This is a genomic window from Gracilibacillus suaedae (assembly GCF_017599345.1).
GTDB lineage: Bacteria > Bacillota > Bacilli > Bacillales > Amphibacillaceae > Gracilibacillus > Gracilibacillus suaedae.
In genome coordinates this window covers 44776-66225 of sequence record NZ_JAGFVL010000051.1, presented here as the reverse complement: position 1 = coordinate 66225, position 21450 = coordinate 44776, and the positions used below count along the sequence as shown (strand labels likewise).

Genomic DNA, 21450 nt, shown 5'->3' with positions numbered 1-21450 from the left:
CTCACAGAAAAAAGTGCGTTTAACTAATATTTTTCAAGTTAAACGCACTTCACTCATTTAAAATTCAAAGTTATTGGTTTCAGATATATTTTGTACATTGTACCACTTGTTACCGACATCAGAATATCTGGTGTTTGTCATCGTTACTTCACTGGAACTACTATCTGTTCTGAAAATCGCTTCATTCATATTGGTAATAACACTACCTTCGATAAAAATACTTGTTTTAAAGGTTGTACCACCATTTTGGCGTATCATTTTACCCGCATTATCTGCAGTGAAGTTAATAATTTCAAAGGTAGAAGGTGCATTAACTTGAAAAACTTTATCTTCACCATTTTGTGCTAAACCACCACGTACAGTTACATGCCCTTCATCTTTTATTGTTAAAGCATCTTCACCAATATCTTCCCAAACTACATTTTCGACTAAAGCATCGCCATAGGTATGAACGCCGTCAGCTGCAGGATGGCCCAAAACGACATTTTTAAGAGTGGCTCCATCTTCCAATCTAAACACAGATTGTTGACTTTCTGATTGACTTCCATCACCTAATGTATCTGGATTAGCTACATATCTTTTTCCTTCACCATCAAATGTTTCTCCTTCTGAGACGACTATCGTTTCATTTACTGTAATCGTGTCAGCTGGTGGAACCTCGATGATTTGCCACTGCTGGTTTTCTCCTCCTAAATCATCCCATTGGACAATATTTGCTCCATTCTCGCTGGACCAATCAAATACTTCTAATGCCTTGCCACTATGCCTGTTTAGAATCTTGTAGTAACCATTGCCGAGATTAACGATATCCCATTGTTGACTTGTACCATTCCAATCAGACCATTGAGCTACGTTAGCACCATTGCTTGTAGACCAATCGTATACTTCTAGAGCTTTCCCACTATTGACATTAACAACTTTATGATAACCCTCTCCGACATCGATAATTCTCCACTGTTGATTCATTCCTTCAAGGTCATCATATTGCACCACATTACCGCCATCAGACACAGACCATTCGTAAACCTCTAATGCTTTACCGCTGAATCTATTGATGATCTTGTAACTTTTACTAGCATCCAAACTAGCAGCTTCGACATTTTCTACTGAAAATAGACCAACGGCCAATAAAGTAAGCGCTAACAAAAATGTGAATTTAGTTTTCAATTTTTTACATCCTTCCATATTTTTTGGTGAATGTGTTAAAAAATCTATTCCTAGTTAATTGTAATGATTGGCCAATACACTACATCACCATTATATACAGGTGTGATTATACTTTTCAAGAAAAAAATGTAAAATAAACATATTTAGTGCTCACCAATTGTAATTGATTATTTACTATAAGTGATAAAGATAGTAGTAATTAATTATTCTTTTATTTGACTTCCTTTTGTCTAGTAAAATATGCTATACTACAAATTGTGCTTAAAATAACATAAAAGTCTGTGATGTAAGCAGGAGAGGTTCTAGCTACACCCTCTATAAAAAACTAAGGATAATCATGCCGTGCCTTAGGTATGATTTTTGTTTTTGGGTGTATAGAATTCTCTTTTTCAATGTGAAAGGGGAATTTTTTTATGGATAAAAATAATCGAGCAGTGGTTGTCTTTAGTGGTGGTCAAGACAGTACGACATGCCTCTTTTGGGCGTTAGAAAAGTTCGAACATGTGGAATTAGTCACCTTTGATTATAATCAGCGTCACCAAGCGGAAATTGAGGTAGCGAAAGAAATTGCAGCTGAGCAAGGCCTTAAACATCATATTTTGGATATGTCGTTGTTAAATCAATTGGCGCCAAATGCTTTGACAAGAGATGATATTGAAGTTGCGGATGGAGAAGATGGTGAGCTTCCCAATACGTTTGTTCCAGGAAGAAATCTATTATTCTTATCCTTCGCAACGATTCTAGCAAAACAAATTGATGCTAAACATATTATTACAGGGGTTTGTGAAACAGATTTTAGTGGTTATCCCGATTGTCGAGATATCTTTATTAAATCATTAAATGTAACATTGAATTTATCGATGGATGATGATTTTGTCGTGCACACGCCATTAATGTGGCTCGATAAAGCAGAAACATGGGAATTGGCAGACCAATTAGGAGTTTTTGATTATATCAGAGAAAACACATTAACCTGTTACAACGGTGTTAGAGGAACAGGCTGCGGAGAATGCCCAGCTTGTCACTTAAGACAAAAAGGATTAGACACCTATTTAGCAAAGCGTAATGGAGTGAATCAATAATGTACGGCTTTCGAATTGTCGATGATTTACAGAAAATAGACCAGGACATAAAACGCGATCAATTAAAATATCACCAAAAACGTGTCATGGTAAGTAAAGAGTTCACCTTTGATGCAGCACATCACCTTCATTGTTATGAAGGAAAATGCAAAAATTTGCATGGACACACTTATAAAGTCGTATTTGGTATTAGTGGCTTTGTTGATGATATTGGTATTGTTATCGACTTTGGCGATATCAAAAACATTTGGAAAGAAAAAATTGAAATCCATCTCGATCATCGTTATTTAAACGAAACATTGCCAAAGATGAACACGACAGCAGAAAATATGGTTGTTTGGATTTTTGAGATGATGGAAGAAGCAGTACAGGATTTACCGAATCAATGCCGGGTAGAGTTTGTCCGTTTATTTGAAACGCCAACTAGCTATGCGGAAGCAAGAAGGGAGTGGATGATCAGTGAATAAGCTCCCTGTTTTGGAAATATTCGGTCCAACTATCCAAGGGGAAGGCATGGTAATTGGCCGTAAGACAATGTTCGTTCGTACTGCTGGCTGTGATTACAGCTGTGCATGGTGTGATTCTGCTTTTACTTGGGATGGCAGTGCCAAAGAAGATATTGTCAAGATGACTAGTGAAGAAATTTTTAATCGATTAAAAGAAATCGGTGGTGATCAGTTTGATCATGTCACGATTTCAGGCGGGAATCCGGCACTTCTGAAACATGTAGGTGAATTAATAGATTTGTTACACTCGAACGATATGGAAGTAGCACTGGAAACGCAAGGGAGTCGTTGGCAGGACTGGTTTGTGGAAGTAGACGACTTAACGATATCTCCCAAACCACCAAGCTCTATGATGAAAACCAACTGGACGATGTTGGATGACATTTTAGTCCAACTAGAAAAGCACGGACGTCTTGCCCATACAAGTATAAAAGTGGTTATTTTTGATGATAAAGACATGGATTATGCAACTAACGTTCATAATAGATATCCAGAGGTTCCCTTTTTCGTACAGGTAGGTAATGATAATTTGGAAGCAGTAGCACCGAACGAATTAGCGAGTCATTTATTAACGAAATATGAGTGGTTAATTGAGCAGGTGATGAACTCCAGTGCTTTAAACAATGTCCGTGTGTTACCACAGATCCATACTTTGGTATGGGGGAATAAAAGAGGTGTGTGAAAACCAACCAAGGCGTGCAATTTTATGCACGTCTTGGTTAGTATAATTCCAAATTATTTCTCGAATTGCCATTTCAACAAATTTTTTTCTGAACCTAATCTATTAAAGCCTAATTTTTCTAATACTCTGATTGATGCAACATTGTTATTCTCGCATTCAGCAGTGATTCTTTTTACACTATTGGATGTAAACGCCCAATGTATAATTTCTTTTACTGCTTCTATATCTCCTTTAAGTTTTTATACCTTTATTTTACAATGTAAGATAATAGATTGGAACTAGATTATATTAATTAGGAGTTGTAAAAGCTATGGAAATACGTTTAGTGAAAAGCTCAGATTATAATATCATATCTCCCCTAATCAATGATTGGTGGGGCGGTAGACAAATGTCTGATATGCTACCCAAATTATTTTTTGTCCATTTCAATAATACAAGTTTTATCGTAGAAAAGGATGGCGAAATCGTTGGTTTTTTAATTGGATTTTTATCCCAATCTTACGTTAATGAAGCATATATTCACGTCGTCGGGGTTCACCCTCATTATCGAAAATATGGGATAGGAAATCAACTTTATAAGAAGTTTTTTGAAGTGGTTCAAAAACATGATAGAAATATTGTTCGTGCTGTCACCTCGCCAGTGAATAAAGTTTCGATTGCTTACCACAAAAAAATGGGGTTTGAAATAGAAGAAGGCGATAGTGAAGTGGATGGTGTACCAGTTCACACCAATTATGATGGATCCACTCAAGGTAGAGTGTTATTTAAAAAATGCTTAGAGTAATTTAGTTGATTATTGTATTAATATACTTATTAATGTATAATTATACAAAGGGGTGAGAAGATGAAACTGATACCAGAATCTTATAATATGGATGAGTATCTCAAAGAGCTCGATATGGTTGACTATTCCCATTCTATTATTCAAAGCAAGAAGAATGAATTATATAACAAAGATCAGACAGAAACCGAAAAGGTAAAAACAGCTTTTGAATTTGTTAGGGATGAAATATCTCATTCATGGGATATTCAAGGCTCAATCGTAACCTGTCAAGCTTCAGATGTTCTAAGAGTTAAAGAAGGTATATGTTATGCAAAAGCTAATTTGTTAGCAGCGATATTACGTGCTGAAGGGATCCCTACCGGATTTAGTTATCAAAAGTTAATGATCTTTGACACACCAGAAAAGGGTTACTCATTACATGCATTAAATGGTGTTTTTCTCCGTTCGGTAAATCGTTGGATAAGAGTAGACGCTCGGGGAAATAAACCAGGAGTACAAGCAGATTTTTCTTTAGAAGAAGAAAAATTAGCATTCTCAGTTCAAGAAGAATTCGGTGAAGAAGATTATCCAATTATTTATTCGAAGCCCAATCACAACACTATTGCAACATTACAAGCAAATACAAATGTTATCGAAATGTACAAGAATCACCTTCCTGATTCTTTATAATACAAAAAGTATATTAACTGAAAGAGGCGATCAGTGAAGGTGACTATCGTGATAGTAAGCCATAAGGTAAAGGGTAACGTTCCTGGTGCATTTAGTAAATTGTTGAGATGAGGGGAGTTTTCCATGTGCTCAAAAATAGAAAAGTAATAGTAACAGGTGCAGCTTCTGGAATCGGCAAAGAAATTGTAAAAAAATGTTTAGATGAAGGTGCTTCAGTAATTGCATGTGATATTAATAAACAGGCCTTACAAGAGTTAAAGCGAGCAACTAATGATCAGTGTGTTCTACATACGTATCCGTTAGATGTAAGTAATTATAAAGAGGTTGCTAAGTTTTTTGTATATGTTGAAACAGAGCATTGTAATGTAGATAGTTTAGTTAACAATGCTGGGATTTATTTAGCGAAAAATATATTGGACTATCAAGTTGTTGATGTTGATCAAGTACTTGATATAAATGTAAAGGGATATATTTATTTTTCTCAAATGTTTGGCAAGAAATTGCTCCACAGTCAATGTAATGGAGTGATTGTGAACATGTCTTCCGTATCAGGAATAGAAGGTAGTTCAGATGCAATATATGGAGTATCAAAAGCTGCTATACTTGGACTTACTAAAAGCTGTGCAAAGAACTTCTCACCTTATATCCGAGTAAATACTGTTGCTCCAACCATGGTTGACACTCCGCTGATGCATACGATACCCAATTGGCGAAAAAAGGAATATTTAAGTGATCAACTCATCGATACGCCTGTAATGCCTGAAGATGTTGCTGAAACGGTTGTCTTCTTATTATCAGACAAATCTAAGCATTACACAGGGGCAACATTTGATATTAATAACGGAGGATACCTAAGGTAGAGTTAGTTTATTATTTAATACCGGCATTATAAACAAAAAATAACACCAACTATTATTTATTACTTTAAACAAATCATCTGTTGAATATGTCCCGTAATATCTATAACACAACTGCGGATGATTGTTCTTTTTTGTATGAATCCATTAAACACTTTGGAATATTATACTAATATTGGAGTGGTCAGATAGAAATACTTAGGAAGTCAGTTTTAGTTTAGAAAGTAGGTGAACGGTATGAAAATAATGGAAACAGAAAGGCTTTATTTAAGAGAATTAAAACTGGAGGATACAGAAAAGTTGTCAAGGGTTCTTTCAGATCCAGAATCGATGCAATACTATCCTGAGCCATTACATATGAAAAAGGTAGAAAAGTGGATTCAATGGAATATGGAAAATTACCAAAAATATAATCACGGGTTATGGGCGGTTGTTTTAAAAAATGATGATACATTCATTGGAGATTGTGGCATTACAATGCAAAATATTGGAAATGAAACAGTGCCTGAGATTGGGTTTCATATTATCAAGGACTACTGGAATAAAGGATATGCGACAGAAGCTGCATCAGCCTGCAAAGAATATGCATTTGAAGTTTTACATTATCCAAAGGTCTTTTCATACACCACCATGAAGAATATACCGTCACAAAGGGTAGCAGAAAAAATAGGGATGCAGAAATATAAAGTCTTTGAGGAAAATGGAGAAAAACAAATCGTGCAAGTAGCACTTAGTACTAACACATTATCCTAATCATTTACTTATCACTAAAAAGGATGGAAAATGTAATCAGAAAAATAAAAGATACATAGAGAATTAAGTAATACCGCTCTAAAGATGAATGTTTTATTAAAAATTTCAAGGTGTTTCTGAGGGAATTATCTACAGCTTTTTCTGTTTTCTTGCGAGAAAAGGAATGTGAAGTATTTTTCGCGCCTTTTGATGTACGCCTGTTAGTAGATAATAAACACGATGATGATATAAATAATGTTGTTCAACCGGATTTATCGATAGTATGTGATCAGGAAAAACTTGATGACAAAGGTTGTAACGGATCACCAGATATGATTATCGAAATCCTTTCACCGTCCTCTGTAAAGTTAGATCGCTGGAAGAAATATCATCTTTATGAAAAAGCGGGGATAAAAGAGTACTGGCTTGTTGATCCGGTAAACGATTCTGTAGAAATACATCTTTTAGTAGGTGATCAATATAAATTTCAAGGAGTCTTTACGAAAGATGACACAATTTCTGTAAATATCATAACTGGATTAAAAGTAGATCTCAATCAAATATTTGTTTAGAAAATAATAATTTCCAACATAAATGCGTGATTGTAATTGAATAGGTTCAAATATAAAAATACTATAGAAAGAAAGCATCCATTTTGATTAGTTTTTATTTAAAATGGATGCTTTCTTTGTTTTTGATTAAACATTTATTAAAGCTACACTTGGCACATTTAACAACAATTTACTACAAAGGCAGGGAAATATTCTTATTTTCAAACACTTAATCAATATTCCAAAAATGTCATCTTTTTTGGAATATTATGTTAGTATTAAAGTGATAGCTATAGAGCCAGCACGACTCTTTGCGGAAAACTAAATAGAAGGGAACAAATTTATGATGGAGGAAAATGTTGTCAACCGTATTAATGATGCTATGGAAAAGATTGATTTTTCGGGAACCGTTATTGTGCAAGATGAAAATAATATTGTGGCGGAGAAGAGTTATGGTTTTGCAAATCGCTCAGAACAGCTGGAAAATAAAGTTGATACTAGATTTGGTATCGCATCAGGCTGTAAGCTGTTCACGTCTATAGCTATTTGTCAACTAGTTGAAAGCGGTGAACTGTTGTTTGAGTCCAAGTTGAACGACTGTCTGGACATCTCGTTTCCTCATTTCGATCAATCCATTTCCATTCATCATCTACTCACACATACTTCTGGAATACCTGACTATTTTGATGAAGAGATAATGGATGATTTTGAAGAATTATGGATTAAATACCCGATGTACACGATCAGAAGGTTAGAGGATTTTTTGCCATTATTTCATCAAAATGCTATGAAACTTCGAGTTGGTGAGAGGTTTCATTACAATAATGCAGGATATATTTTACTCGGTTTAATTGTTGAACAGGCAAGCAACCTTAGCTTTTCAGATTATATTCAAGAACATATTTTTAACAAAGCAGGGATGGATCAATCAGGATATTTTGAATTGGATGCTTTACCACAAAACACAGCGCTAGGGTATATGGACTTCCCGGATGGTAGTTGGAAGACAAATATTTATTCGCTTCCAGTAAAAGGTGGATCTGACGGAGGAGCATACACTACAGTGAAAGATATGATTAAGTTGTGGGATGCACTAATACGTAATCAACTTTTAGCTGTAGAATACACGAAAAAACTGTTCATACCTCATGTGAAAACAGATGAGCAGAATAGTTATTATGGATACGGTGTCTGGATTGAAAAAAATCATGGCAATATTAATAAGTATCACGTTATGGGGTATGATCCAGGTGTTAGTTTTCATTCTGCCTATTATCCAGAAAGTGATTATAAGGTTGTAGTCTGCTCGAACAAGTCGGAAGGCGCATACGATATTATGAAAGAAATAGAAAATGAAATCATAATTGTAAACGGTTAACTACATTAGCTGTTCTTATTTAGCATTAGATGATGATAATTTATAAAGGTCGTCACACAGGAGGAGAAAAATTGTACAGGAACATTCATATATTGGGAGCTGCTGGTGCTGGAACTTCAACACTTGGTGCTTCATTGTCAGACGCTTTACCTCATAAATATCTTGATACGGATGATTATTTTTGGATAACCAAATTTACAGAACAAAGACAAGTTCCAGAAAGAATAAACATGCTTAAAAAGGATTTATCGCAAAATGAAAACTGGATTTTATCCGGGGCAGTTTGTGGGTGGGGAGATACCTTTAAAGATTGTTTTGATCTGGTTATATTTCTATGGATTCCTTCAGACATTAGACTGGAAAGGTTACGACAAAGAGAATTTCAAAGGTATGGAAAAGAGATATTAGCTGGTGGTAGTAAATACGAGCAATCAAAAAAATTTATGGAATGGGCTTCCTTATATGATAATGGCGGTATGGACGTTAGAAGTAAAACTTTACATGAACATTGGATGGATGATTTAACTTGTCCAATTTTAAGGATCGAAGGAGATTATACCGTGTCAGAAAGAGTTGATATGGTCTTGGATTATTTAAAATCTAACTAAAAATTAATTATGCTGCAAAAGGAAATTAGAGAGGTAAGATGATGAAAACAACTAATTATTCAAAAATCGCCGAAAAGTACGACAATAATCAATATAGAGTTGATGAAATAAGCTTTGATGATGATTTAAAAGAATACATGAAAAACAATAGGCAAAAAGAATACGACGTACTGGATTTATCCTGTGGAACCGGTCTTTACCTTGCAAAACAAACCAATTATTTTAATGGCTCAGATATAAAATGGAGCGGATTAGATTTATCAGATCAAATGTTGAGTAAGGCGAAGGAAAAGGTAAAGAATGTCGAGTTGATTCAAGCAGATGTTGTGGATATGCCTTATGCTTCAGAAACATTCGATTTTATTTCCAATAACTATGCATTTCATCATTATATGAAGAAGGATAAGGCATTGAATGAGATACAACGTGTACTGAAAAAAGGTGGCATTTATAAATTACATAATATAGCCATACATGATATGCCTAAATGGTGGGTTTACTATTATTTTCTGTCAGCTTATGATGAAGATTTTAAGAGATTTTGGAGTAAAGATGTTATGTTTAACAAGCTTACATCAAAAGGTTTTGAAGTGGATCTTAAAATCGTGTACCGAATGGAAAATATAAAGGTGGTAGAATATATAGAACACGCTAAAAATAGAGATATTTCCGTACTTACTTTAATCAATGATGAAGATTATGAGAAAGGATTAGAAAGCATGAGAGCTGATATAAAAACTAATCCTAACAAAACAATTGTCAATGATTTTGCGGAAATGTTTTGTATAGCTAAAAAAATATAGCTTATCTGCTATTTACATGGGGGAAATTCCAAGTGATATTCTTCGATATTGATTCAAACACTACTCGACCACGACAAAGCGGAAAGATTGGCAGCAATCGATTTCTATAAAAAGTTTAACGATGAGCTAGCGTGTAACGAAATGGAATTTGTAGATTTGTGGTTTGCATTATCCAAAAAGTATTTCGAGAAATTTTTATCGGGTGAAGTAACATTCCAGGAACAAGAAGATTACGTATAAAAGACTTATATGGTCATCATTTAAATGACCAACAAGCAGATAACAAATTCAACCATTATTTGGCTTTGTATAAAAGAAATTGGTCTTCTTTTGAAGATGTAATCCCTTGCTTAAAATCGTTAAAACAAAAAGGGATTCGACTTGGGATAATAAGCAATGGTGAATATCAGCAACAAATTGAAAAATTAGAGAATTTAGAGATTAAGCATTATTTTGAGTATATCATTACCTCAAGTGAAATAGGCGTTGCTAAGCCTAATCCTATTATTTTTCAAAAAGCATGTCTACTAGCAAATGCTCAGGTTCATAAATGTTATTATGTAGGTGATAGATTTGAAACAGACGCAATAGGTAGTAAACAAGCAGGAATGATTGGCGTATGGCTAAACAGAATAAGTCATGAAACTACTTCAAGTGTAAAAGTAATACATAGTCTTACAGAATTAACTATGATTGAAACGAAATGACAAGAAGTCAGCGGACATTTATTCCGTTATTTTTACAAAAATGACTCATTATAAGGGGGATGCGGACATCTATTCCGTTATTCATCGAGATTTGGCTTGTATTTGGAGAATTTCTTATAAATAAGGGAATAGATGTCCGCAAACAGCTAAAATTACCCCTTTTTCCGTGAAATAGCGGAACAGATGTCCGCTTAAAATCTATTCCGAATCAAACTGTGTAAAAATCGTACCTCTTTTTTCTTCATAGACTGTTTCTCCGGCAATTTCATTAATAATTTGGATATTGCGGTCTACGGCCAATTCTAAATTAGTCGCTCCTGTTCCATGTGATTGTTCCAAATTCGTTAAGGTGTAAAAGTGATGCTTTCTTTGCCCTAGTTTAAACACAAGCTTAAAATTATTATCCACTTTGAAATGTTTGTCATCATTCCATTCAATTTTGTTTTCAAAACGCTGGTAGAACCAGTCTGGAATGTTTGGTCTATACCCAGTAGCTAGTATCACTTTCTCCGTTTCAAAAGTAACATCTTTACCTACCTGCCATTGTTTTGCCTCGACTTTTAAATGTGAGTTATCCTGTACAACTTTCTGAATCTCTGTTAGTGGTTGAATGGTAACTGGCAGTTTATTGTTATCAACGGAACGATGATAAAGTAGCTCATGAATTTTATGTAAGGTTTCCCGGTCAATTCCTTTTCGTAACTGGCCTAGGAGATCTAGAGAATCTTTTCTTTCTTGATAAGGTAACTGATGAAAATAGTCAACATAATCTGGTGTAAATACTTCTTGCCCTAATTTACTGTTATCTAACTGTAAGAATGCAGGAGATCTTGTATACCAAGATAAGTGGTAATCAAAATGCTCTTGAAGTTTTAGTAAGTCAAAAAATATTTCTGATGCGCTTTGTCCTGATCCTACAACGGTAATATGCTTCGCTTGAAGAGTTCGTTTTTTATGGTATAAATATTGACTGGAATGGTGAACATGTTCTGAGCCGATATCATCTAATTCGAATGGAATCACTGGGGTACTACCAGTTCCTAATGTGACATGTTTAGTATAGTAAGAACGTTCTTTTTGTTCACCCCAATGGTTGACAACCACTTCAAAATGATCACCATGATCAATGACATCTTTTACTTGAGATTTAAAGTGGCAATTTGGCATTTGATCGACTACCCATTTTAAATATGCTGCGTATTCAGCGCGAGGCATTTCAAATTTATGAAAAAAGAAATATTTATACAGGCGATTGTGTTCATGCAAATAATTTAAGAACGTATACTTACTAGTAGGGTTCGCAAATGTCACAAGATCTGCCAGAAAAGAAACCTGTAAATCAGAGCCTTCAATCAGCATTCCGGGATGCCAGGCAAATTGCCCATTCTGATCAAAAAAGATTGCTCTCAGATTTGTTTTTTCAGCTGTTAATGTTGCGAGTCCAAGGTTATAGGGACCAATCCCTATTCCGATAAGATCATATTGTTCCATAGTATACCCCTTTTTTAATCATTTCCTCTTATTATATACGTTACAAGAAGAATTATCTATTTATCAACAAAAAATGACAAGATATGGTACAATATCGAAGGAGGAGGTGTGGATAATGACGAACAGTGACGAAAGATTGTTTGGAATGTTAATTTATTTACTAAGTTTCTTTACGGCAATTATCGGTCCATTAATTATTTGGATGATCAAACGTGATGAGTCAGCATTTATTGACTTTCACGGAAAAGAATACTTCAATTTCTTTATTTCCTTTACGATTTATAGCATAGTAAGTGGGATTCTTGTGCTATTGTTGATAGGTTTTGTACTACTGCCGATTGTAGGTGTTCTAGCATTTATATTTACCCTTATCGCCTTATTTAAAGCGTTCAACGGGGAGGAATATCGAATCCCGCTTGTAATCCGTTTTATCAAATAAGTTGCTCTATTTATTGACAAGATGGTAAATAAAGGTATACGTCGTTTCAACTATACATTGAAATGACGTATACCTTTCTCAAATTATTCTTCTATTTCAAATTCAAATTCTTCATGTTCGTGTAGTCCAGTATCATCTGTTACATGGACGACCATCTCTACTTGTCCAGCATCTTCAAAAGAGTAAGAAGCTACGTATTTACCAGTATCAACTTCCTCTGTCTCGACCCAGTCATGTTCCGCCTTATTTTCTAGTATGATTTCGTAACGTACTCGTGCGTTCTCATATGGTTCCTCATCCATGGTAAGTTCTACAGTGATGTCTTTCTCCTGATTGACAGTTATACTTTCCAATGGATTTAGTTTTATTTCAAAACCATGCTGATGCTCATGTTCGTGTTCTGTACTTTCTGTTTCATCATGCGACTCATGATCATGATGTTCAGCTTCCTCACCATTGATAGTAATGGATTTTTTTGGCATCGAATGCATATCTCTAGCTGTCGTATGCGCATAAATCTCATAAGTGCCAGGTTCTTCGAAGGTCACTTCTGCTGAATAAGTGCCATCTTCGTGATTAGTAGCATCCACATTGACTGTATTGTCCTCATCTTCTACATTCCAATACTCAAAGGTCATTTCTTCCGCATCTGTTACCAGTTCATCTTCACCGTAAGTAACGGTAGTTTGTAGCGATACGGATTCACCTACTTCTGCTTCTTTAGGAAGTTCAAAATCTACCTGAATACCTTTTACTTCTTCATGTTCTTGTTCATCATTCTCTGTTTGATTGTTACAAGCCACTAATAATAGCGTTAATAAAGTGATTAGGATATAGATTTTTTTCATTATGATCCTCCGTAGATACATTTTTATTTAATATTACTATACGACTATGAACAGGAATAATCAATGAACAATGTATGACATTTAACAACTGCGCTTCATCTTAGGTTGATAAAACTGTTTTTATTTATTATGTGTTAATAATGGAGCTAAAAACAAATCAAATCGTAACAATTATTATTTACATTATAAAGCTAATCATCTATAATACTATTAAACCGTATCGATTACGGTTTGTTTTTGTGTGATTAATTGTATTTATATTTTTATACGTAAGAATGAAGGGGGATATTTTTTAATGAAAAAGATGAGTATAGTCATTTTATCTATATTATTTCTATTACTAGGTTGTAATGCTGAGGAAAATTCCCAAGCAAACCAACAAGAGTCAGAGAACGATACACTACAAATTTATTCAACCTTGTATTCATTAGCCTATTTTACAGAAGAAATTGGTGGGGAGTTTGTGGAAGTAGAAACGATTTTACCACCTGGATCTGATCCACATAACTTTGAACCTACTTCTAAAATGATGGTAGATATCGCAGAAGGGGATATGTTTTTATATAACGGAGCTAATCTAGAAGCATATGCAGAACAAATAGAAGAAGCACTTGTTGGTGAAGATGTATTAATGTTAGAAGCAGCTAAAGGAGTTTCACTAGTTGAGCATGTTCACGGTAATGAAGCTGAGGAACATAGTCATGAAGAAGAGCATGCACATGAAGAAGACGAACATAGTCATGAAGAAGAGCATGTACATGAAGAAGACGATCATAGTCACGAAGAAGAACAAGAGCATGAGGAAGAAGATGCGCACGAAGAGGATGAGGCACATGATCATGACCATGGTGATGAGGATCCACACCTTTGGCTAGACCCTATTCGTGCCATAGAATTAGCACGCAATATTAAAGATGGACTAATCGAATTAAATCCAAAACAAGAGGAAACTTTTGAAGCAAATTTTCGTGACCTTGAAGAAGGATTGATTGCTTTAGATGATGAATTTCATCAACAATTAGAGTCTGCCCCAAATAATGAAATTCTTGTTACACATGCAGCTTATGGCTATTGGGAACAGAGCTATGGTATTGAACAAATTGCAATATCAGGGGTGTCGCCATCTGAGGAACCTTCTCAGAAACAGTTGGAAGGAATTTTGGATCGCGTAGAGAATAATAATATCCAATACTTATTATTTGAACAAAATATAGAACCAAAAGTAGCAGAAGTGATTCAAGCAGAAACAAACGTCGAATCATTACAATTGCATAACTTATCCATTTTGACTGATGAAGATATTGAAAATGGCGAAACATATTTTAGCTTAATGGAACGGAATCTAGACGTATTAACAGAAGCAGTAGATTATTAAAGAGTACCTAGTTTCTGGGCGATCGAAGCTAGACATATACCCAAATTTTATACTATTAAATAAAAACACGGAGTGACACTCCGTGTTTTTTATTGTTATGAGAAGGGAGAAGAACTGTAATTTATTGTATTAAAAATACCCCTGATACTACTCATTTATTTTATTTTACATAAATAAAAGTTTAATATTTAAATATATTAAAAGTTTTGTTTTTTGTCAATAAAAAAGCCTTTAACGTGATCTGTATCACACGTAACATAAATAAATTGTCATACATTGTGACATAGATATTGATTTTAGGAGGTAGTAGGATGGTTCAAACAGTTGCGTGGATAACAAGTCTTGTTTTTATGTTATTGATTACTTTTATTTTTTTGTGTGTAGCTATGAAATCGACTGAAAAAAGAGATTATGAACCGATTAAAAAGAAATGGTACAAAGCAAGGACATTTTATGGTGTTACTCTGGTGGTATTTATGCTCATCATCACGATTTACACACTGAGAGAACTTCCTTATGATCAGCCAGTTTACGGAAAGGGTGAAGACCCAACAATTGTTGATGTGGAAGCGTTGCAATTTGGTTGGGAGTTAAGTCAATCAGAATTTAAAGTAGGAGAGGCTATAGAATTTCATGTGACAAGTCAAGATGTTAACCACGGGTTCGGACTATACGATGAGGAAATGAACATAATTGCGCAAACACAAGCAATGCCAGAATATACCAATGTTGTCTATTTGACGTTTACCGAACCTGGTACGTATGAAGTGTTATGTTTGGAATATTGCGGTCTTGCACATCATGCGATGACTTATCAAATTACGGTAACGAATTAGAGAAGGAGTGTTTTAGATGGTCCATAACCGATTAATTAAAAATTATTTAGTCATTGGCGGAATAGTGATTTTATTGATGATGGTATTTGGTATTTTAATGTTACTTGCTCAAGGTGGTGGTTTATCTCTTAGTCCGCCGACATTTTATCAATTCATGACCATTCATGGGACAGGAATGATAGGTGCGGCTGCATTAGCAGCATCTGCTGTGATGTGGTATTTTTTAAGTCAACATGTAACATTATCAAAGAGAATTTTTAAGGCTAACTTGATATTATTTTTAATCGGACTAGTGCTTGTCATTATTGGTGTTTTCTCCTTTGATTATGCAAGTGCCTGGACGTTTTTGTATCCACTACCAACCTTATCTGCCAAAGCATGGGGAATAATTGGTGCATTGTTGTATCTATTTGGTATGTTGATTATTGGTATTGGCTTTTTACTATTATTCATTGATACTGGCCGGGCAATCATTAGGAAGAAAGGCAGTCTTGCAAAAGGTTTAGGCTGGGATGTGATTGCCGGTAAAAAGGCTGAAAAAGATGCACCAGAACCTGCGATTATTGCTGGTACAATGGTAACGATCGTTAATGTAACAGCATTGATTGCCGGAGCAACTGTGATTATGATGAACATCATTCATACCATTAATCCAGCATTTACCTTTGATCCACTGTTAGCAAAAAATTTAACGTATGCATTTGGTCATGTTTTTGCTAATTCGATTATTTATATGAGTGTTATTGTCGTCTATGAACTGTTAGCTAAATATACAAATAGATCATGGAAAGCGAATAAAGTCTTTCTAATTGCATGGTCCATGTCAACCATATTCACGTTAATGATTTATACACACCACATGTTAATGGATTCCGTGATGCCCAAATGGATGTTAATAATTGGACAGGTGTTCTCTTATGCAAATGGATTACCGGTATTAATTGTCACCGCTTATGGTACGCTGATGATTGTATATAAATCAGGAATTAAGTGGGATATGTCATCCGGGTTAGCCTTTTTATCCATGTTTGGCTGGACAGTTGGAGTCGTTCCTGCAATCATAGATGCGACGATTGTTGTGAACCATGTTATGCATAATACCAAATGGGTACCGGGACATTTCCATATGTATATGGGGCTTGGTGCAGTTGTGATGATTTTTGCCTTTATGTATTATTTAGCAAAAGTAGATGGTGGTCTAAAAATAACGAAATTAGACTGGATTGCCTTTTTTAGTTATATCGTAACAATGGCTGCTGTTAGTGTTCAATTTTTAGTTTCAGGTGCATTAAGTACACCTAGACGTTGGGCAACACATACTCCTGAATGGATGGGGCCGGCCTTATTTGGAGGAATCGCCGGTGTGTTTCTAGTAATTGCTACTACTTTATTTATCGTTCATTTTGTTCGCTATGTATGCAACGAAACGTAAAAAGGAACGATCAATATGACGAAAAAATGGTGTAATAGAATAGCTATTATTGTATCGATTATTTTAGTTGTTTGGATGTGGTTTATTGGAACAGATGGATTTACTGCTTTTACAGCAGAAACAGCTCGAAAGAACAATTTGATAGAGACGAAACCGAAGTTTCCTGAGGTGATATTGGAAGATAGCAAAGAACGAACGTATACGATGGAGGCGTTTCGTGGGAAAAATGTGTTTATAACCTTTGTTTATACAGCTTGTACGACAGTTTGCCCAGAATTAGAAAGAAATTTTGCCGAGGTATATCAAAGCATTCCCCCATCTTATATTGGGGAAGAGCTCATCTTTCTAACGATAAGTTTTGATCCAGAACGAGATGATCCAGAAACATTAGAAAACTACAGACAATACTTTCATAGTGATGGAGAAACATGGCGAATGGCAAGGATTCCAGATCAGCTGCAGCTAGAATCTTTATTAGACGCTTTTGGGGTGATTGTTATCCCGGATAAGTACGATGGCTTTTCCCACAATTCTGCTTTTTACTTTGTTAATAAGGATGGATATTTAGAGAATGTTCTAGATTATACTGATATTAAAGCTGCTTCAGAATATGTCGTTGGAAGGTTAGAGAGGGAGATATGATGAAACTGGCCATCTTATTTTTTATTCTCTTACTAGCCCCTGTTATTAGAGAAAGTCTTGAATCGGTAATGGTACTGCATATGTTTCTTCAATTACCTTTGCTCATTTTAGTGGGTGTTTTATTACATGGCAATCGTAATTGGCGTTTTCTAGAAAAATGGAATGATAATGGTGTAGCTGGCATGTTACTTGCAGTGGGGGTTTTAATTTTCTGGATGCTACCGCGGTCATTGGATGATGCTTTAACAGAGATAGAACTAGAAATTTGGAAGTTTGCATCACTTCCACTGCTTGGATTTTTATGGAAGAATAGTTGGCGAAAAATAGGGGGGATATTCAAGAGTTTTCTTTATATCAATTTTTTATCCATGTTCGGTTTATTGGCATGGCTGTATCTCGGAACACCTGTGCAAATTTGTAATAATTACTTGATTAACGAGCAACACATAGTTGGGGCAGTGTACCTGTCCAGTGTGCTGGTATTATTGCTTAATTTATTGTATATTGTTTTTTTTAGAGGATTGGGGGAAGAGGCAGAATAGCCTCTTCCTTTATTAATTTTTTGTAAATGTGAGATTTACGCATTGCGCATATAAGTATATTGTTATATATTTATATACAAATGTGAAGGGGGCATAAGAATGACGACCAAAACGGAATTTCAAATTGAAAAAGCCGCACCAATTTTTAAGGTGTTAGGTGATAAAACAAGGCTTACCATGATGAAATTAATCGAAAACCAGACTTGTTGTGTTTGCGAATTTGTTGAAATTTTTCAAATGAGTCAACCATCAATCAGTCAGCATTTGCGTAAATTACGAGATGTAGGCTTAATCAAGGAAGAACGGAAAGGGCAATGGGTATTTTATTCTCTAAATCATGAAAGTGAATGGTTCGTATTCATGAAGTCTATTTTAGAGCAATTACCTAGTCAGGAAGAAAAGTTAATAGAATTAGAGAAAAACGGAGCAAGGATTACTTGTTGTTAGTAGGGGGACAATACTTTGTTTGACGTAATTTTAGCTATTCTTATTTTTTTAGTGACATTAGTACTTGTGATCTGGCAGCCTAAAAATTTATCGATTGGTTGGTCGGCAATCGGCGGTGCAATAGTGGCACTGCTTGTTGGCGTCGTCGGATTTCAGGATGTCTTAGAAGTAACTGGAATCGTCTGGAATGCAACATTAGCATTTGTGGCAATTATCATTATTTCGTTAATCTTAGATGAAATCGGCTTTTTTGAGTGGGCTGCCTTACATATGGCCCGTCTCGCAAAAGGTCATGGTATTAAAATGTTTATTTATGTCAGTTTACTAGGTGCCTTAGTAGCAGCCTTTTTCGCAAATGATGGAGCAGCTTTGATCTTAACACCAATCGTTCTGGCTATGGTTCGTAATTTGCAATTTAAAGAGAAAATGGTCTTTCCTTTCATCATGGCGAGCGGTTTTATTGCTGATACCACCTCATTGCCATTGATTGTTAGTAACTTAGTGAACATTGTTTCAGCAGATTTTTTCGAAATAGGTTTTGTCGAATACGCATCGAGAATGGTCATTCCCAATATATTTTCGATCATTGCTACGATTACGGTATTGTATTTATACTTTAGAAAAAATATTCCGAAAAACTATCAGATCGATCATTTAAAACAGCCAGCTGAAGCATTAAAAGATATTAAAATGTTCCATCTGTCATGGTATGTCCTTGCAATATTATTAGTTGGCTATTTTGTCAGTGAATTTATTGCTGTACCAGTTTCAATTATTGCTGGTATTATTGCAATCTTTTTCTTAATGATGGCACGAAACAGCTCTGCTGTTAACACAACAGCAGTAGTCAAAGTAGCACCATGGGAAATTGTCTTTTTCTCGATCGGGATGTATGTGGTTGTCTATGGTCTTCGTAACGCCGGACTTACTGATGTTTTGGCAGGACTTATTCAATGGAGTGCAGATCAAGGTCTGTTCAGTGCTACTGTTGCCATGGGATTTATAGCAGCAATTTTATCTTCCGTGATGAATAATATGCCTACCGTCATGATTGATGCACTGGCAATTGCCGAAACAAATACATCTGGAGTTGTACGCGAAGCGCTGGTCTATGCGAATGTAATAGGTTCTGACTTAGGTCCAAAAATCACTCCGATCGGTTCGTTAGCAACACTGTTATGGTTACATGTTCTATCCCAAAAAGGTGTGAAAATCTCATGGGGTACTTATTTTAAGACAGGAATTATTCTTACGATACCCATTTTATTTATTACATTAGTGGGTCTATATCTGACACTATTATTATTTTAACTATAGGAGGAATCTAAAATGGCGAAAAAAACTATTTATTTTTTATGTACAGGTAACTCTTGCCGCAGTCAAATGGCAGAAGGATGGGGGAAACAATATTTAGGTGATTACTGGAATGTTTACAGTGCTGGAATTGAAACACATGGTTTAAATCCAAACGCTGTCAAAGCGATGAATGAAGTAGGTATAGATATTTCTAAACAAACATCTGACAAAATTGATTTGGAAATACTGCGAAATTCGAATATGGTTGTAACGTTATGTGGCGATGCACGTGATAAGTGCCCGGTTATCCCATTTGGTATCCGCAATGAACATTGGGGATTTGATGACCCAGCCAAAGCAGAAGGAACAGACGAAGAGAAGTGGGAAGTTTTCCGTCGAGTACGTGATGAGATTGGGGAACGGGTAAAACATTTCGCTGAAACAGGAGAATAAAAGAATGGACGTTTGATTGTCCATTCTTTTTTTGATGTAACCTTTTCCAAAGGATGACGACTAATAGAAAAAGGGAGGCGATTGTATTGAAATATGTACTCGGTCTTATAGCGATATTATTCGTAACTGCTTGTGGTACAAATTTGGATAACGGGAATAAAATGCAAGCGGATCAAAATAATGATGTGCAAAATGTGATGGAAGGTTATGTCGCTAACATAGGAGATAATCGTGTATTAGTTGTCGAGAATCGATTGGATCCATCCATATCTGAGTTCCATCCAGAACAGCAGGAAGAGGCAGGGGATGCAATTAGTTTCAGCCTCGACAATATAGAAGATAGCATGGCTGACTCACTTATGAGAGGCGAAAAAATTCAAGTCACCCATGGTGCAGTTGCAGAATCCTATCCAGGACAAAGTAGTGCAGTTGCAATAAAACGGATCGTTGATGAAGAACATGATATGGTCATAGCACCTGATGAAACGGTAAACTTAGTCACTTTAGAACAATTTATACAAAAAACAGAAAACAATGAAGAAGCCATCATGCGAGGAGTAAACATTACTGCTGAAGGTGGCTCGGTGTTTGATCATTATATTTTTCAGAATGGAGAGTATATCGTAAAAGAAGATGCAACTCAAGATAACTTTGTTGAAGTAGAAACAATAAGCGAAGTATCCTGTCAACAATTAGAATATTACTTAACAGAGGATCAAAACATTATGTTCGAACTAACAGGTTGCGATAATGACACTGGAGGATTAGTTATAGCAAATCTGCCCTTTGCAGATATGATAGTTCCTGAGGACATCTATCACCGTGTTGAGGTAATCGTAGGTGAGGAGGTTGTATTGGATACAACTGACGAATCCGAAAAAAAAGAGATTATAACAAAAATACGTGAAGGTACACCACAATCTGTAATGGCGATGACCATGATGGCACCAGAAGGGGAAATTATTTTATATGGTAAGCAAGCAATCATTCATTTTGATTATCAGGAAGCAGGAAATGTGATTCGCTACAATACTTTGGTTGAGGCAGGGTTAACATTTGATTAAACATGGAGAGTCGCTCCATGTTTTTTTAGTTTATTTATCTTGAAACTGAGATAATTGTG

General features: G+C 35.4%; 25 protein-coding genes, 1 pseudogene and 1 riboswitch. Of the genes and pseudogenes, 22 read left to right on the top strand and 4 right to left on the bottom strand.

What is annotated here, in order from left to right:
- Positions 1-57: 57 nt before the first annotated feature.
- Positions 58-1185: a pectate lyase gene (locus J5J03_RS22375; RefSeq protein ID WP_407927839.1), complete on the bottom strand. Its 1128-nt coding sequence runs from the start codon at positions 1183-1185 to the stop codon at positions 58-60.
- A gap of 272 nt (positions 1186-1457) precedes the next feature.
- A riboswitch (PreQ1 riboswitch) is annotated at positions 1458-1502 on the top strand.
- A 78-nt stretch (positions 1503-1580) separates the two neighbouring features.
- Here J5J03_RS22375 and queC point away from each other — a divergent pair.
- Genes queC through queE form a run of 3 tightly spaced genes read left to right on the top strand, consistent with a single transcriptional unit; the run spans position 1581 to position 3437 of the window.
- A complete protein-coding gene (queC, locus tag J5J03_RS15155) occupies positions 1581-2249 on the top strand; it encodes a 7-cyano-7-deazaguanine synthase QueC (RefSeq protein WP_208590641.1) in 669 nt (222 codons plus the stop codon).
- On the top strand, positions 2249-2716 hold the full coding sequence (queD, locus tag J5J03_RS15150; protein WP_208590637.1) for a 6-carboxytetrahydropterin synthase QueD: 468 nt from the start codon (positions 2249-2251) through the stop codon (positions 2714-2716). The genes queC and queD overlap by 1 nt, the downstream gene beginning before the upstream one ends.
- Positions 2709-3437, top strand: a complete 729-nt coding sequence (queE, locus tag J5J03_RS15145; RefSeq protein WP_208590636.1) for a 7-carboxy-7-deazaguanine synthase QueE — start codon at positions 2709-2711, stop codon at positions 3435-3437. The genes queD and queE overlap by 8 nt, the downstream gene beginning before the upstream one ends.
- Positions 3438-3490: 53 nt before the next feature.
- Here queE and J5J03_RS15140 read toward each other — a convergent pair whose 3' ends face one another.
- On the bottom strand, positions 3491-3661 hold the full coding sequence (locus tag J5J03_RS15140) for a GNAT family N-acetyltransferase (protein ID WP_331460506.1): 171 nt from the start codon (positions 3659-3661) through the stop codon (positions 3491-3493).
- A gap of 86 nt (positions 3662-3747) precedes the next feature.
- On the opposite strand from J5J03_RS15140, the gene J5J03_RS15135 reads away from it, so the two are divergent.
- The 9 genes and pseudogenes from J5J03_RS15135 to J5J03_RS15095 all read left to right on the top strand — a co-directional run bounded on the left by J5J03_RS15135 (position 3748) and on the right by J5J03_RS15095 (position 10526).
- Entirely contained in the window at positions 3748-4221 is a 474-nt protein-coding gene (locus J5J03_RS15135) for a GNAT family N-acetyltransferase (RefSeq protein WP_208590635.1), read from the top strand.
- A 60-nt stretch (positions 4222-4281) separates the two neighbouring features.
- Entirely contained in the window at positions 4282-4890 is a 609-nt protein-coding gene (locus J5J03_RS15130; RefSeq protein ID WP_208590634.1) for a transglutaminase-like domain-containing protein, read from the top strand.
- Between the two features lie 125 nt (positions 4891-5015).
- Complete coding sequence (locus tag J5J03_RS15125) at positions 5016-5750, top strand: SDR family NAD(P)-dependent oxidoreductase (protein WP_208590632.1); 735 nt, start codon at positions 5016-5018, stop codon at positions 5748-5750.
- Positions 5751-5984: 234 nt separating this feature from the next.
- On the top strand, positions 5985-6500 hold the full coding sequence (locus J5J03_RS15120; protein WP_208590630.1) for a GNAT family N-acetyltransferase: 516 nt from the start codon (positions 5985-5987) through the stop codon (positions 6498-6500).
- A gap of 149 nt (positions 6501-6649) precedes the next feature.
- Positions 6650-7051, top strand: a complete 402-nt coding sequence (locus J5J03_RS15115) for a Uma2 family endonuclease (protein ID WP_231710774.1) — start codon at positions 6650-6652, stop codon at positions 7049-7051.
- A gap of 325 nt (positions 7052-7376) precedes the next feature.
- Positions 7377-8408 (top strand): serine hydrolase domain-containing protein, encoded by a 1032-nt coding sequence (locus tag J5J03_RS15110; RefSeq protein ID WP_208590655.1) that lies wholly within the window; start codon positions 7377-7379, stop codon positions 8406-8408.
- 71 nt (positions 8409-8479) lie between these two features.
- Positions 8480-9016 (top strand): ATP-binding protein, encoded by a 537-nt coding sequence (locus tag J5J03_RS15105; protein ID WP_208590629.1) that lies wholly within the window; start codon positions 8480-8482, stop codon positions 9014-9016.
- Positions 9017-9057: 41 nt separating this feature from the next.
- Entirely contained in the window at positions 9058-9819 is a 762-nt protein-coding gene (locus J5J03_RS15100; RefSeq protein WP_208590628.1) for a class I SAM-dependent methyltransferase, read from the top strand.
- A gap of 32 nt (positions 9820-9851) precedes the next feature.
- Positions 9852-10526, top strand: a pseudogene (locus J5J03_RS15095) (HAD family hydrolase).
- A 198-nt stretch (positions 10527-10724) separates the two neighbouring features.
- Here the strand turns inward: J5J03_RS15095 and J5J03_RS15090 are convergent.
- The gene (locus J5J03_RS15090; RefSeq protein WP_208590627.1) at positions 10725-12017 is read right to left on the bottom strand and encodes a lysine N(6)-hydroxylase/L-ornithine N(5)-oxygenase family protein; all 1293 of its coding nucleotides are present in this window, start codon (positions 12015-12017) and stop codon (positions 10725-10727) included.
- Positions 12018-12132: 115 nt separating this feature from the next.
- Here J5J03_RS15090 and J5J03_RS15085 point away from each other — a divergent pair, with 115 nt between their 5' ends.
- Positions 12133-12456 carry a DUF4870 domain-containing protein gene (locus J5J03_RS15085; RefSeq protein ID WP_208590626.1) on the top strand — a complete coding sequence of 108 codons (324 nt, stop codon included), beginning with the start codon at positions 12133-12135 and terminating at the stop codon, positions 12454-12456.
- Positions 12457-12539: 83 nt separating this feature from the next.
- On the opposite strand, the gene J5J03_RS15080 is transcribed toward J5J03_RS15085, so the two are convergent.
- Positions 12540-13304: a FixH family protein gene (locus tag J5J03_RS15080; protein ID WP_208590625.1), complete on the bottom strand. Its 765-nt coding sequence runs from the start codon at positions 13302-13304 to the stop codon at positions 12540-12542.
- A 295-nt stretch (positions 13305-13599) separates the two neighbouring features.
- On the opposite strand from J5J03_RS15080, the gene J5J03_RS15075 reads away from it, so the two are divergent.
- From J5J03_RS15075 to J5J03_RS15035, 9 genes are all read left to right on the top strand, one after another.
- Entirely contained in the window at positions 13600-14679 is a 1080-nt protein-coding gene (locus J5J03_RS15075; protein WP_208590624.1) for a metal ABC transporter solute-binding protein, Zn/Mn family, read from the top strand.
- Positions 14680-14990: 311 nt separating this feature from the next.
- On the top strand, positions 14991-15515 hold the full coding sequence (locus J5J03_RS15070; protein ID WP_208590623.1) for a cupredoxin domain-containing protein: 525 nt from the start codon (positions 14991-14993) through the stop codon (positions 15513-15515).
- Positions 15516-15531: 16 nt separating this feature from the next.
- Positions 15532-16947, top strand: coding sequence for a cbb3-type cytochrome c oxidase subunit I (locus J5J03_RS15065; protein ID WP_208590622.1), 1416 nt, complete (start codon positions 15532-15534; stop codon positions 16945-16947).
- 15 nt (positions 16948-16962) lie between these two features.
- Positions 16963-17589, top strand: a complete 627-nt coding sequence (locus J5J03_RS15060; protein ID WP_208590621.1) for an SCO family protein — start codon at positions 16963-16965, stop codon at positions 17587-17589.
- Positions 17589-18131, top strand: a complete 543-nt coding sequence (locus J5J03_RS15055) for a hypothetical protein (RefSeq protein WP_208590620.1) — start codon at positions 17589-17591, stop codon at positions 18129-18131. Before J5J03_RS15060 ends, J5J03_RS15055 begins: the two co-directional genes overlap by 1 nt.
- Positions 18132-18230: 99 nt before the next feature.
- Positions 18231-18578: an ArsR/SmtB family transcription factor gene (locus tag J5J03_RS15050; protein ID WP_208590618.1), complete on the top strand. Its 348-nt coding sequence runs from the start codon at positions 18231-18233 to the stop codon at positions 18576-18578.
- Between the two features lie 15 nt (positions 18579-18593).
- On the top strand, positions 18594-19889 hold the full coding sequence (locus J5J03_RS15045) for an arsenic transporter (RefSeq protein WP_208590617.1): 1296 nt from the start codon (positions 18594-18596) through the stop codon (positions 19887-19889).
- Positions 19890-19907: 18 nt separating this feature from the next.
- Positions 19908-20327, top strand: coding sequence for an arsenate reductase (thioredoxin) (gene arsC, locus J5J03_RS15040; protein ID WP_208590616.1), 420 nt, complete (start codon positions 19908-19910; stop codon positions 20325-20327).
- Positions 20328-20413: 86 nt separating this feature from the next.
- Entirely contained in the window at positions 20414-21391 is a 978-nt protein-coding gene (locus tag J5J03_RS15035) for a DUF3221 domain-containing protein (RefSeq protein WP_208590615.1), read from the top strand.
- Positions 21392-21450 lie beyond the last annotated feature (59 nt).